Origin of the sequence: Sporosarcina sp. P12(2017) (assembly GCF_002743035.1) — a bacterium.
Classification (GTDB): Bacteria; Bacillota; Bacilli; order Bacillales_A; family Planococcaceae; genus Sporosarcina; species Sporosarcina ureae.
Window position 1 is genome coordinate 100,112 of record NZ_PDYL01000005.1, and the last position, 13,588, is coordinate 113,699.

The window sequence follows — 13,588 nt, forward strand, 5'->3', positions numbered from 1 at the left end:
TGAGCGCTTGCGGGCCACGATAGAGCGGATAAATGCATGCTTTGAGCGCTAAATCAAAATCGAAATTGCAACATCACTCCAATTCATCCGCACGAGGCATCGCGGAAAGCGCACCGACTTTCATTGCACATAGCGCCCCCATTTGATTGCCAAACTCAATATGTGCAAGCATTTCTTCGAGCGATTTAGGCTTGCCAGTTAGATGAAGACCACGAAGTACGCCCGCCAAGAAAGCATCTCCTGCTCCTGTGGTATCTACGGGATCGATTGGCTCCACCGCTACATGATGTTGCGACCCTTCAATAATGGCAAGAGTTCCCTCCTCCCCCATCGTCAGCATAATGACAGGGATATTATAGGCGGCCAGTTGATCTAGTGCTTTTTCTATATTCGATTCTTGCATAAGAAAAGTGAGTTCTTCTTCCGTAAGTTTCAGCAAGTCCGTTTGATCTAAAAATGAAAGAATGGTATTACGACATTTTTCTTCGCTTTCCCAACGTAACGGACGAATATTAGGATCTACTGATAGATATAGACCATTTTCTTTTGCTAATTCGACAGCTCTTTTCGTTGTTGCTAAAGCAGTTGGTTGGAACATCGTACCGGAACATATATGTAAAATCGAAGCATTTTCGAAAGCTTCCTCTTGTAAATCACCCGGTTGGACTTGAAGATCGGGCGTGTCGTCTATATATTTTACAAATACCCGATCATATTCCGGAGTCAAATGTACATATACACGGTTCACTTTCTTCTCCGGTGAACGGACAGCGAACGTTACATCAACACCTTCTTGTCGCAGCTGATTTTCTGCAAAGATCGAATCCTCGTTTTCCCCGATTACGGTGATTAATGAAGATTTTGCACCTAGGCGTGAGACACCTGCTGCTACATTAATTGTTGCTCCACCGAGGAATGTGGAGAATTCGGTGTTCGTTTCATCTGTTGCGATGTAGTCTACGAAAATGTCTCCGTATATTAGGACATGTTTTTCTTGTGGATTCTTCATGTATTTGATCTCCTCAGAAGTTTTCTTTCTATCGTATCACGGAACTAACTTAACTTTGATAACGTCCGAAAAAATATGGTTCAGTATTTTCTGTGCTAATTTAGTTAAACTACACACCCTACAGTTTAATTCATGCATTTCATGGGAAGTCATATAACTAAAATGGAATGTAAAAGGGATGAAAATAGGTATGATCTATGAATGTGCAATCGTTGGTGGCGGACCCGCTGGATTAAGTGCGGCTTTAGTACTCGGACGGGCAAGACGGAATATTATTATATTCGATGATGATCAGGCAAGAAATCGCGTCTCTCGTGCATCACACGGTTTCCTGACACGTGACGGCGTGCATCCTGCAGAGTTACGTCAGATGGGGCGTGAAGAGCTTAAACACTATCCGTCAGTAAACTTTCATCATAAAAAGGTCGTTGCAGTGGAACGTTTGGACGAATCGCATTATGAATTGATGACAGCAGACGGCAGGATGTTCCGCACACAGAAAGTCCTTCTCGCCGTCGGTTTGCGTGATGAACAGCCTAACGTGCCGGGTATTGAGCGCTTTTACGGCACATCCATCTTCAGCTGTCCGTATTGCGACGGCTGGGAATTAAGAGATCGTTCATTGGCTGTATTTGCGGATAAAAATGTGTTTAAATTGGCGGCAGAAGTTTATACATGGAGCCAGGATCTAATTGTTTTTACAGGTGGAGAAGGTCAGCTAACGGCAGAGGAACAAAAGAAGTTGAGTGTGAAAGGGATACAAATTTTAGATGATATCATTTCGGGGCTTGAAGGCGAAGATGGACAATTGCACAGTGTGAGGCTTGAAGATGGTACATTGATAGACCGCGCAGGAGGATTTGCCTCTCCTCTATGGAGTCATCCCAATCATTTCGCTCAAGACTTAGGGTGTGAGCGCAATAAACACGGCGGGATCCTAACTGATGAATATGGACGGACAACCGTTTGGAATGTCTACGCAGCGGGAGACGTCTCTCATATCGTCCCTTCACAGCTACTAGTCGCAGCGGGAACCGGAAGCGCTGCTGCTATAGGGATTAATGGTGACTTGACGAATGAGTTTTTCAATCGAATAGATTAAGAACACCCCCTTACCAACAATTAAGGTAAGGGGGTGTTTCAGTGTTCATTGCCATTCAAGTCGATCTACATAATCACCATGTACATATAGCGAGCCATACGGTGTTTTATCTGAACGGATTTTAATCCATGGATTTTCTGGTAACTGATCATCCTGGATAATGAGCGGCATGCCCACTTTTGGATAGTAATAAATCTGAAGCGACTCTTTTAATGGTTCAATACGCACTTTTAAATCAACGTAATTCGTCAACCCAATCTTCAACTGATTCGCCATTTCTTTCCCACCCATCGAACGATCCATTCGATACAGATGCCCCGCGATCTTAGAACCCCAGTATGGATCGGAAGCGTATTTGACGTTTATGCCAACTGCTTTATTACCGAAATTTGTACCGTTTGCATATGCAGCGTTCGGTGGTAGATAGTTTCTGTTCAAGAACGAATCGACTAGCTCTTGGATGTTTTCACTCACCGAAGCAAAGACTTGATTGGATGGATCATCATCTGTCACATACAAACCGAATAAGTTATTATTGTCCAACGCGCGCTTACTTAGACCGTACTGACTTTCATGTTGTGCCAACGCTAAAATGTGCATCGCGTTCACATGACTTTCTCGTTCGATACGTTTTAACTCGGTTCCTAATCCTATCAATTTACTTCTTGTCGTAGCATCTTTGTAAATTGTGGAGTTAGGATAGGATTTTTCTAGGCTTCGCAACAGTTTCATAATATACGCATCCAATTCTTCAGCTGTATAGCGCGTCATACTACGCATCGGCAAGTACTGGAAGTATTGATGTGCCGTGCCAATCAAATCCCCCGTTTCATTATGGAAATGACTGCCGTCCGTGCTGTAATACCTTATCCCTTCTTGCATGAAGTTTGGGGCAGCACCCATTTCATACGAAGCAAACGTCTTTGTCTTATGCGAGTAAATCGAGTGATAGAGCGAACCATTCACCACTTTATAGTGTGTGCGATCCGTTACAGTCTGGCTCGGTAGCATCGTTGCATTTTGTGGTTTGATGTAAAAGTTTCTTCCTGCCAACTCGACTTTTACAGAGGTCTCAGTTGAGTCAACGTACACAAGTTCCGTGTCTGCTGGGACATAGGTTTCTTGTCGTGTCAAATTTTCATTAGCATACAAAATCGTCAATGAGCTGCCACCATATGCCACGGTCGAGATAAATCCTTTTGGCATATGAACTATCTTATTTTGGAACAACACGACTTGATTGCTTTTCATACGGCCGGCTGCTGCTTCAAAGCTTGGAAACTTTTCCGCTATAGTTGTCGTGCCATTAGCTTGTACATTCGCCAAGTCATATGTTATTCCCGCTTTAATGGAAAATGTTTTAGTAACCGGTGCTTTTAATGGTTTGCCATCGGTATTATGCACGGCTTGCGTAATATGTAATGTGTAAGTTTCACCACTACGATAATTTCCTGCTGGCGGTGCAATATGTACTTTCTGGTCGGAGTCTGAGTATGTTATTTCATTGTTCTGCGTAACTCCTTTAGAATCCGTGATATAAATTGTTTTTTTATTGACCGTATCTTTATTTACTGGTTTATTGAACGTGACAGTCCACGGCTTGTCCGGATCCTGGTCAGCCGAATGGTCCTCCCAAGTAGCCGCTTTAGTTGATAGCGTCATCGCGAAAGTAAGCAGAAAGGCGATGACTGTAGTTGTAAGTAGTTTCGTCATGGATTTCAAATCTAGCAACCTCCTTTTAGTGTCAATTATACAGGTTATTGCTAGATTTGATAGGAAGTTTGGAAAAATTGGTACATAGTTTTGAATTCGGTGTTGTAGCGGAGTAATTGACACTTTTTACGCGAGGATATGGGTAGAATGTGCTTTTAGTATGGATGTTTATTTCTTGAATGCTCAATAAATTGTTTATGTGCTCTATCTAACTGGTGATTCGCTCTATGATATGTGGTGAGCGCTCTATGGCGTGAGATATCCGCTCTATAGCACGGGCTATCCGCTCTATGACACGCGATTCCGGCTCTATAGTGTCACCCGCTCTATCACACACGGCTTCCGCTCTACTGCGGGCCCTAATCGCTCTATCACACCGGCTATCCGCTCTATAATGGCCCGCAATCGCTCTATCACGCCAGCTATCCGCTCTATAGCAGTCCGCAACCGCTCAATCCCCCCGCCCCACTCCCTCCATAAAACAAAAAAGCCCCCCAGCCAAAAAAATCTGGCCAGAGAGCTCCGCTCAAACTAAAACACAAACTTACTCTTTAATTAACTCCAAATCAACTGGAATATCCGCCTCTACATCTTCACCGTTTAACAGTGCAACCGCTGCATCCATTGCCTTGACCCCAATTTCCTCAGGCTTCTGGGCAATCGTTGCGGACAACTTACCATCTTTGACAGATGCTACAGCGTCGTCTGTTGCGTCGAATCCAATGACGATAATATCCTTGCCAGCCGACTGAATAGCTTCTAACGCACCTAACGCCATCTCATCATTATGCGCGAATACGCCTTGGATGTCAGGGTTAGCTTGCAAAATATTCTCCATTACCGTCAAACCTTCTGCACGGTTAAAGTTTGCTGTTTGTTTCGCCACGATATTCACCTTGCCGTCAACCGCTTCGTTAAAGCCGGCTCCACGGTCACGCGCTGCGGATGAACCTGCGATCCCTTCAAGTTCTGCTACTTGTGGTTGATCTTCGCCAAGTAACTCGAGCAGGTATTCTCCAGCTAACACACCGCCTGCTTTATTATCTGAGGCAATATGAGAAACGACTTCTCCACCTTCTGCTCTGCGGTCTACTGTGATGACCGGGACGTTCGAGCTGTTTGCTGATTCCACTGCAGATACAACCGCTTCAGAATCCGTCGGGTTGATGATTAACAAATCTACACCTTGTTGGATTAAATCTTCTACGTCACTCGCTTGTTTAGACGCATCATCTTGTGCATCGACAACGATCACTTCAGATCCAGACTCTTTCGCCTGTTCTTTCACACCTTCACTCAATGTCACGAAGAATGGATTGTTTAGCGTCGATACGGAAAGACCGACTTTATACACTTTGTCGCCATCATTTCCAGCTTCGCCTTGATCATCTGATGAAGAATTCGAACCTGGTTGCTCTAATGAACAAGCAGCCAAAACGAGCACGATGGCCATAAGTAGTAACCATTTGATATTTTTCATACAATTCACATCTCCTTATGCGGTTTTTTTGCGATCTAAGAGTACTGCAATTAATATAACTGCACCCTTTACTACCTGTTGGAAGAAAGAGGAAACACCTATCAAATTCAAACCATTATTTAAGACACCAATAATCAATGCACCGATTAAAGTACCGACAATCCAACCGCGACCGCCAGTCAAGCTTGTCCCGCCAAGTACAACGGCCGCAATCGCATCGAGTTCAAACATATTACCCGCTGTTGGCTGTGCGGAGTTTAGGCGTGACGTCAAAATAAGTGACGCGATTGCCGTTAGACCGCCTGCCAATGAATAGACATAAATCTTCACTCGATCGACATTAATTCCGGAAAGACGTGACGCTTCTTCATTGCCACCGACCGCATATACACGGCGTCCGAATGTCGTTTTCTTCAATATAAAGTACAGCACTGCAAAGGAGATCGCCATCGTGATGACCGGAACTGGGATACCGAAAATATATCCTTTTCCGAGCATTTGGAATGTGAATGAATCGCCAAGTCCTGAAATCGGGCGTCCTTCAGTATAGACTAAAGTCAATCCGCGGAAAATCGTCATCGTCGCGAGTGTTGCGATAAATGGTGCGACCTTGCCTTTCGCAATAATCAAACCGTTGATTGCACCAAGCAGCACACCTAGTAATACGCCGAGCAGCATAGCTAAAATTGGATCCATACCGCCTGACATCATACCTGCTGTCACGGCTCCGGTTAACGCGAGAATCGATCCAACTGATAAATCAATTCCACCTGTCAAAATAACAAACGTCATCCCGAACGCAATCAATGCGTTAATTGACACTTGACGCAATACGTTGAACAAGTTGTTCAGCGTTAAAAAACTTGGACTCATAATGGAAATAATGACCACAATCAATAATAAACCAATGAACGGTCCTAATTTCTGTAATGACGATTTCATATTAGTCTTGGACAACTTTGTCACCTCCTGTTGCAAAATGCATAATTCGTTCTTGTGTCATTTCCTCTTTCGGTACATCTGCCATCAACTGGCCTTCATGCATGACGAGCACGCGGTCTGCCATGCCGATCACTTCCGGTAGTTCGGATGAAATCATCACAATCGCGACTCCACGCTCAGCCAATTCATTGATGATGCTGTAAATTTCTTTCTTCGCACCCACGTCGACTCCTCTTGTAGGTTCATCCAAAAACAGAATATCTGGCTCAATACCAAGCCATTTTGCGATGACGACCTTTTGCTGGTTACCACCACTCAATGACTTAACGATTTGTTCAGGTCCAGACGTGCGAACCCCGAGACGTTTAGACATCGTGTCATACAACTGACTTTCTTTCGTTCGTTGAATGACACCTGAATTTGAAATTCGATTGAAGTTTGTCAGGCACATATTTTCCCGAACCGAAAAATCGAGAATCAACCCTTCAGTTTTCCGGTCTTCTGTGACATATCCGATCCCAAGCTTTTTTGCTTGCAACGGATTTGAAATAATCACTTGCTCCCCATCAATGAAAATCTTGCCCGCAGTCGGTTTCTTAAAGCCGAAAATCGATTGAATCACTTCCGTACGCCCCGCACCCATCAATCCGGCAATACCGACGATTTCACCTTTTCGCACTTCAAACGATACATCTTCAAAATAGTCATTGCGCGAGAGACTTTCTACTTTTAGTTTCACATCGCCAATTTCACACGCTCGTGCTGGGAATCGTTCACCCAATTCACGTCCAACCATCATCTGCACAATTTCTTCAAACGTCGTGTCCTTTATATTCCGCACACCGACGTATTGACCATCCCGTAATATAGTAATACGATCGCACATCGCGAAAATCTCTTCCATCCGATGTGATATATAAACGAATGAAACGCCTTCCGCCTGCAATGCTCGAACAGTTTTAAATAACGTTTTGATTTCACGGTCCGTCAATGCTGCAGTCGGCTCATCCATAATAATTAATTCTGCATTAGAAGAAACCGCCTTCGCAATCTCAATAATCTGCTGTTTACCTACGGATAATTCACGCGTGATTGTACGCGCGTCAACTTGCAAGCCTAACTTCGATAGAATCTCTTCCGCTTGACGATTCATTTCCTTCGTCTTCAAAATCCCGGTTTTTCCGAACGTCTTTTCTTTACCTAAATAAAAGTTCTCAGCAACTGTTAAATCCGGTAAAATATTGAGCTCTTGGTGAATGACCGCAATTCCCGCTGCTTCAGCTTCCTTGGCGTTCTTGAACTCTACTTTCTTTCCTTTGACCGAGATTTCCCCTGAATCACGAGAATAAATCCCTGTCAAAATCTTCATCATCGTAGATTTCCCTGCACCGTTCTCTCCCATGAGCGCATGGATTTCACCTTTGACTACATTAAATTCCACATTGTCGAGTACTTTATTTCCATTGAAACTTTTCGATATCCCACTCATCGCAATCATCTCTGCACACCCACTTTCAGAATATGACGCCTGACTGGACGATAATATTGGCATAAGGTGTCGCCTCTCCTGTCCGAATAATCACTTTCGATTGTCTAGATAGTTCTTTTAATTGATCATGTGTTAGCTCATCTATCGGACATTCTAGTTGTGTAATTTCACTATAGACTGTAGGATTCTCTTCTTTTATTTCACTTGCAATATATACTTTTTCTGCTTGAAAGTCTTTCAATAATTCCAATAAAATCTCCGTGAATTCAGGTTTTCCAATCGTATACGAAAGATCGATACTCGGAACACCTTCAGGAATCGGCAGACCGCAATCCGCAATCGTCAATTGATCGGTGTGACCCATTTTAGCCAGCACAGCCGCAATATCGCGATTGATCATGCCGTGCTTTTTCATCGACTCTCCTCCAAACGCGCTTCCACTTCTTCAAATGAAGGCATGCCGCCTTGTGCGCCGAACTTCTCTACGGAAAGTGAAGCGGCCGCATTCGCGAAACGAACTGCTCGTTCCAGTTCCATCCCCGCTACTATTCCATGTGCAAGCGCTCCGTTAAACGTATCACCCGCACCTGTCGTATCCACGGCATGTGTCTTAAAGCCTTCTACTATGACATGCTTTTCTCCATCAAAGAATCGTGCGCCGTCATTACCTAGCGTAATAATCAAACGGTTCGGGTACTTTTCTAATGCACTGACCATGTCCATGCCAAAAATCTGTTCACATTCCGTTTCATTCGGCGTTAAGTAAGTAATCGAAGGCATCATGTCGAGCTCAAATCCACGCGCTGGAGCAGGATTCAACATCACCGGAACACCAATCGCTTGGCACTTCGCTAATGTATAAATGACAGTAGGAATAGGAATTTCTAGTTGTAGCATCACCAAGTCACTACGTTTGATCAGGTCTTCTATTTCGTCAATATGTGCTGGCATCAACAAAGAATTGGCACCTGGTACGACGATAATCCGATTATCTCCTTCTGACAGCAAAATATTTGCGATGCCGGAAGCTCCATCCACTGTACCTACACCGGTGACGCCGACTTTATTCTGTTGAAGATTGTTCACTATGCTCGTACCAAATAAATCATTTCCCACGCACGCAACCATATGTGTTTCACTGCCAAGTCGTGCTGCAGCAATTGCCTGATTCGCACCTTTTCCACCTGGCACTGTGTCGAACACATTTCCAAGAACCGTCTCGCCCTGGTCCGGGAAATTTTTCGTACCAACTACCAAATCCATATTGGCACTGCCAATTACCGTTATCATCATGCTTCACTCCTCGTTGTTTGGCGAATGAGCAACTCTGCCGGAATCAGTACTTCACGCTCCGTCAGCTCTTGCCCTTTAATTAATTCAATGAGCATCTTCGCTGCCATCGCACCCATTCTATATAAGTCCTGCGCTACCGTCGTTAAGCCTGGTGTTAATTGGCTCGCAAGCATCGTTCCATCATATCCAACGATTTGAAGCTGATTCGGTACATGAATACCCGCTGAATACGCAGCTTTCATTGCACCCGCTGCGGTCACGTCGCTGCTCGCAAAAATCCCGTCAATTGACACTTCTTGCAAAATCTTTTTCACCATCGTTTCCGCTATATCAAAATGGAAGGGACATTCAATAATATGTGTTTCTATATTCTTCCCCTTTACCGCATCCATGAATCCAGCAAATCGATCATCAGCAGGACCTAATCCTGAAGGCCCGCGCATACAAAGAATGTTTCTGCAACCGCTATCCAATAAATGCTCAGTTCCTATACGAGCGCCTTCGCGGTTATCGGTCGCAATATACGGTATCGACGAATGAATTCTTCGATCGATTGCTACAATGGGGATATCCAGCCCCATATAATGCTCCGCTTCTACATGATTCGACGCAACAATAAACCCCGCCACATATTTCTGTTGCAGAGTTTTTACATAATTAATTTCCTTCTCTAGATCCTCATCCGAGTTACACAAAATCAACGTGTACCCATACGCCAGCGCAACATCTTCAATCGCACGCGCCAGTTCCGGAAAAAACGGATTGACGATATCCGGAACAATCAAGCCAATAAAAGTAGATTGCTTCGTACTAAGAGAACGCGCAATCATACTAGGCTGATAGTTCAACTCATCCACCGCCTTAGCAATCACCCGTTTCGCCTCTTCACTTATGTATCCTTTATTATTTAAATAGCGTGAAACAGTCGCAACTGAAACTCCAGCAGCTTTAGCCACATCCCGTATATTTGCCAACTATTTCACCTACATTCTGTTCTATGTGGTACCGGTTACACATAATGATAACAGACGGAGATTTTTAGTGTCAATAGCGAAATGGTTTTGGGAGGCGATGTGGATTGTTGAGTGAATATTGGGTTAGATCGGGCGGTTGTCGGGGCGGGATTGAGCGGTTATACAGCTGCTTAGAGCGGATTGCGTGATACATTGAGCGGGTACACTGCTGCTTAGAGCGCTCGCGGACTTGGATTGAGCGGATGGCGCGGGCGATAGAGCGCTTAGGCCGACACTTTGAGCGCTCGCGGACAGGGTTTGAGCGGATGGCGCGGGCGATTGAGCGCTTCAGCCAACACTTTGAGCGCTCGCGGGCATGGATTAAGCGGATGGCGCGGGCGTTAGAGCGCTTAGGTCGACACTTTGAGCGCTCGCGGACTTGGATTGGAGGATGGCGCGGGCTATTGAGCGTTTGAGCCAACACATTGAGCGCTCGCGGACAGGGATTGAGCGGATGGCGCGGGCGTTAGAGCGCTTAGACCAACACATTGAGCGCTCGCGAACTTGGATTGAGCGGATAGCGCGGGTGATAGAGCGCTTGAGAAGACACTTTGAGCGTTCCCGGACAGGCTTTGAGCGGATAGCACGGGCTATTGAGCGCTTGAGCCGAAACATAGAGCGCTCGCGGATATACTTTGAGCGGATACACAACTAAATCGAGCGGCTAACGCAAACAATAGAGCATAAATCAAGATGTCTTGTCTATACATATCTATAGAGGTAATATGAAATTAGAGTCATAGATAAAATCCATAGAGGAGAGATCTGCATGACGAATTATCGAGAAAACGAAACAGTCCAATATGAAATACCAGTGGACTTACGCAAAAGTATAGATTACGTCAGTGGGAATTTATTTATCACAAATCAGCGCTTCATCTTTCATCCATACAATATGCATTTTCAACGAGATATTTTGGAGTTCAATATTACCGACATCAATAATATTGACTCTTCCTATGTGTTAGGTATTGTCCCAAACGGAATTACCGTCGAGTTAAAAGACGGTACTCTGCATACATTTGTTTTAGAGAGTTCACTTTTTGTGAAGTCCAATGATATTATCAAGGCAGTTTGGGATTTGATGTGAATAGTAAGTTTCTAAACGTTTTGTAAATTAAATACAATTCCATAAGACTGAATATTGAGAGACCTCTTGTATTAGCTCTATCTTTATTAGTACACTAAGGATAGCGAATCACTGAATTGAATTATAAGAGGTGCATGTTTATGAAGATATCTGAACAGGAAATGAATCTAGAACTAGAAAAACTTCAGACTGAGAATAAGTACTTAAAAATGATAGTACAAAATTATTTGCCAGATTTTCAAATTAAAGAATCTACTAGTTTAATTACCAATACTTCAACGGCACAACAGAAAGTTCAATTATTTCAAAGTATTTTTCGGGGTAGAGCGGATGTCTATGCAACTAGATGGAAGTTGGAGAATGGTAAGAACGGATATTCTCCAGTTCGACGGAATAAATCCTATATCCCTCTTACAGATCAAACAATTTATGATCATTTGAGTGGCAAGCACATTGTCGGTCTATATCCTTTGTTAGTAGATAACTCTTGTTGGTTTCTAGTTGTAGACTTTGATAAAAAGAATTGGCAAAATGATGTGCTCGCATTCGTAAATATTTGTAAAAGTCTTCAGCTTCCTTGTAGTATTGAAAGATCCCGTTCTGGCAATGGGGCGCATGTCTGGCTGTTCTTTTCAGAAGCCTTACCTTCCTCTTTAGCTCGCACTCTCGGCAAAGCACTGATTGCACATGCGGATAAGAAAACATCTGCTGAGTTAGATTCTTTTGATCGTTTATTTCCAAGTCAGGATTCTCTTGCAAATACTAGAAGCCTAGGAAACCTAATCGCCCTACCACTACAACGCTATGCCCGAGATCTTGGCAATAGCGTTTTTGTTAATGAAGCCTTTCAACCATTTGAAGATCAGTGGCTTTATTTATCTTGTTTAAATAAAGTGGATAAGAATATGATTTACAAATACCTTCAGTTACTTAATGTGCAAGTTCCCGCTAATAATGCCACTGATTATCCAACTACTCTACAAGCTATTAAAAAGAACGGCATTCATTTCAGATTGGAAGAACTTCCTGATTCACTTACATCACAACTCGAAAGTTTAGCTTCTTTTGGAAACCCTGAGTATTTTAAAGCAAGAGCAAAGAGATTGTCTACATATACCATACCTTCAACGATTGAAGGTTTTGATAAAACTACTTCTCATTTAATCCTTCCAAGAGGATGTGAGCAGGCTATCCAGGACTTAATGTCTTCTAAGGGAATTGAATTGGATTGGATAGATGAACGTTTTTCAGGAAACCCAATTGAGACAAACTTCAACGGAACCCTATCTTCACAACAAGTAGACGCACTTCGACAGTTGCAAGCCCATGATGGCGGTGTATTAGCAGCCGCCACTGGATTCGGAAAAACCGTAACAGCAGCTGCTTTTATTGCTGAGCAAAAAGTGAATACCCTTATCATAGTGAATCGTAAACAGTTACTGAATCAATGGATTGATCAGCTCTCATTGTTTCTGGACTCCCCCCCTAAGGATATAGGCCAATTTGGCGGTGGAAAACGGAAGCCTACAGGAAAAATTGATGTAGCCACCATACAAACATTGACCTCTAACGGAATTGATCCTATTATCACCCAATACGGTCAAATTATTATAGATGAATGCCATCATCTATCTGCTTATACTTCTGAACAATTAATGAAGATGGTTCGAGCGAAACATGTATATGGTCTTACAGCTACGCCGGCTCGTAAAGATGGACTTCACCCAATAATTACGATGCAATGTGGTCCAATTTTATATAAAACAGATGCTAAAGAACAGGCCCTGGTTCGCCCTTTTCATCATCTTATCTTTGAAAGAAAAACCTCTTATAATACTAAATATGAAAATATTCAGCAAATGTACAATGAAATGGCAGAGGATACTAAGCGAAATGGACTTATTTTCGAAGACGCGCTTTTAGCATTAGAGGAAGGTATGACACCATTAATTCTGACCGAACGAATAAATCATGTACATATACTTCATAGTTTGTTTAAGGGATTCGCAAAAAATATTATCGTTCTTTCCGGAGAACTCTCAAAAAAAGAACAAGAGAAGGCATTAAACTTCATCCGGGATCTACCGAGCGAAGAAGAACTCTTAATTATAGCGACAGGAAAATATATAGGTGAAGGATTTGATTTTCCACGATTAAATGCGCTGTTTCTAACTATGCCAATCTCTTGGAAGGGTTTATTAACTCAATACGTAGGACGGTTACACCGTAATCACTCTGAAAAACAGGAAGTACGCGTATATGATTATATTGACCAAAAGGTTCCTGCCCTTATAAATATGTCTAAGAAGCGCTCCAAGGGCTTTAGGGATTTAGGCTATGTTAATGGGACAAGTGAGAATAGTAATTCGGAGCAAATGAAGTTATTTTAATGTAGTAGCTTCTAAAAAATCATATAATTGAGTGCTCTAAATCTAATTACACATAAAAAGACTGTAC

General features: G+C 43.1%; 11 protein-coding genes. 3 read left to right on the forward strand and 8 right to left on the reverse strand.

Annotation, left to right across the window (positions count from 1 at the left end; translation table 11 throughout):
- Nucleotides 1-73: 73 nt before the first annotated feature.
- Nucleotides 74-1,009, reverse strand: a complete 936-nt coding sequence (locus tag CSV80_RS05515; protein WP_099669741.1) for a carbohydrate kinase family protein — start codon at nt 1,007-1,009, stop codon at nt 74-76.
- A 190-nt stretch (nt 1,010-1,199) separates the two neighbouring features.
- Between CSV80_RS05515 and CSV80_RS05520 the strand changes: the two genes are divergently transcribed.
- Nucleotides 1,200-2,111 (forward strand): NAD(P)/FAD-dependent oxidoreductase, encoded by a 912-nt coding sequence (locus CSV80_RS05520; protein WP_233201513.1) that lies wholly within the window; start codon nt 1,200-1,202, stop codon nt 2,109-2,111.
- A 45-nt stretch (nt 2,112-2,156) separates the two neighbouring features.
- Here CSV80_RS05520 and CSV80_RS05525 read toward each other — a convergent pair whose 3' ends face one another.
- The 7 genes from CSV80_RS05525 to CSV80_RS05555 all read right to left on the reverse strand — a co-directional run bounded on the left by CSV80_RS05525 (nt 2,157) and on the right by CSV80_RS05555 (nt 10,002).
- Nucleotides 2,157-3,824, reverse strand: a complete 1,668-nt coding sequence (locus CSV80_RS05525; protein ID WP_158231975.1) for a glucosaminidase domain-containing protein — start codon at nt 3,822-3,824, stop codon at nt 2,157-2,159.
- A gap of 544 nt (nt 3,825-4,368) precedes the next feature.
- A complete protein-coding gene (gene rbsB, locus CSV80_RS05530; RefSeq protein ID WP_099669738.1) occupies nt 4,369-5,304 on the reverse strand; it encodes a ribose ABC transporter substrate-binding protein RbsB in 936 nt (311 codons plus the stop codon).
- A gap of 15 nt (nt 5,305-5,319) precedes the next feature.
- A complete protein-coding gene (rbsC, locus tag CSV80_RS05535; RefSeq protein ID WP_099669737.1) occupies nt 5,320-6,261 on the reverse strand; it encodes a ribose ABC transporter permease in 942 nt (313 codons plus the stop codon).
- Nucleotides 6,248-7,744: a sugar ABC transporter ATP-binding protein gene (locus tag CSV80_RS05540; protein WP_099669736.1), complete on the reverse strand. Its 1,497-nt coding sequence runs from the start codon at nt 7,742-7,744 to the stop codon at nt 6,248-6,250. Before CSV80_RS05540 ends, rbsC begins: the two co-directional genes overlap by 14 nt.
- Nucleotides 7,745-7,760: 16 nt before the next feature.
- Entirely contained in the window at nt 7,761-8,150 is a 390-nt protein-coding gene (gene rbsD / locus CSV80_RS05545) for a D-ribose pyranase (RefSeq protein ID WP_099669735.1), read from the reverse strand.
- Complete coding sequence (gene rbsK, locus CSV80_RS05550; protein WP_099669734.1) at nt 8,147-9,025, reverse strand: ribokinase; 879 nt, start codon at nt 9,023-9,025, stop codon at nt 8,147-8,149. The genes rbsD and rbsK overlap by 4 nt, the downstream gene beginning before the upstream one ends.
- Nucleotides 9,025-10,002, reverse strand: coding sequence for a LacI family DNA-binding transcriptional regulator (locus CSV80_RS05555; protein WP_099669733.1), 978 nt, complete (start codon nt 10,000-10,002; stop codon nt 9,025-9,027). Before CSV80_RS05555 ends, rbsK begins: the two co-directional genes overlap by 1 nt.
- An 808-nt stretch (nt 10,003-10,810) precedes the next feature.
- On the opposite strand from CSV80_RS05555, the gene CSV80_RS05560 reads away from it, so the two are divergent.
- Both CSV80_RS05560 and CSV80_RS05565 read left to right on the forward strand, forming a co-directional pair.
- Complete coding sequence (locus CSV80_RS05560; RefSeq protein ID WP_099669732.1) at nt 10,811-11,131, forward strand: GRAM domain-containing protein; 321 nt, start codon at nt 10,811-10,813, stop codon at nt 11,129-11,131.
- Between the two features lie 140 nt (nt 11,132-11,271).
- The gene (locus CSV80_RS05565) at nt 11,272-13,521 is read left to right on the forward strand and encodes a DEAD/DEAH box helicase (protein ID WP_233201512.1); all 2,250 of its coding nucleotides are present in this window, start codon (nt 11,272-11,274) and stop codon (nt 13,519-13,521) included.
- Nucleotides 13,522-13,588: the final 67 nt, after the last annotated feature.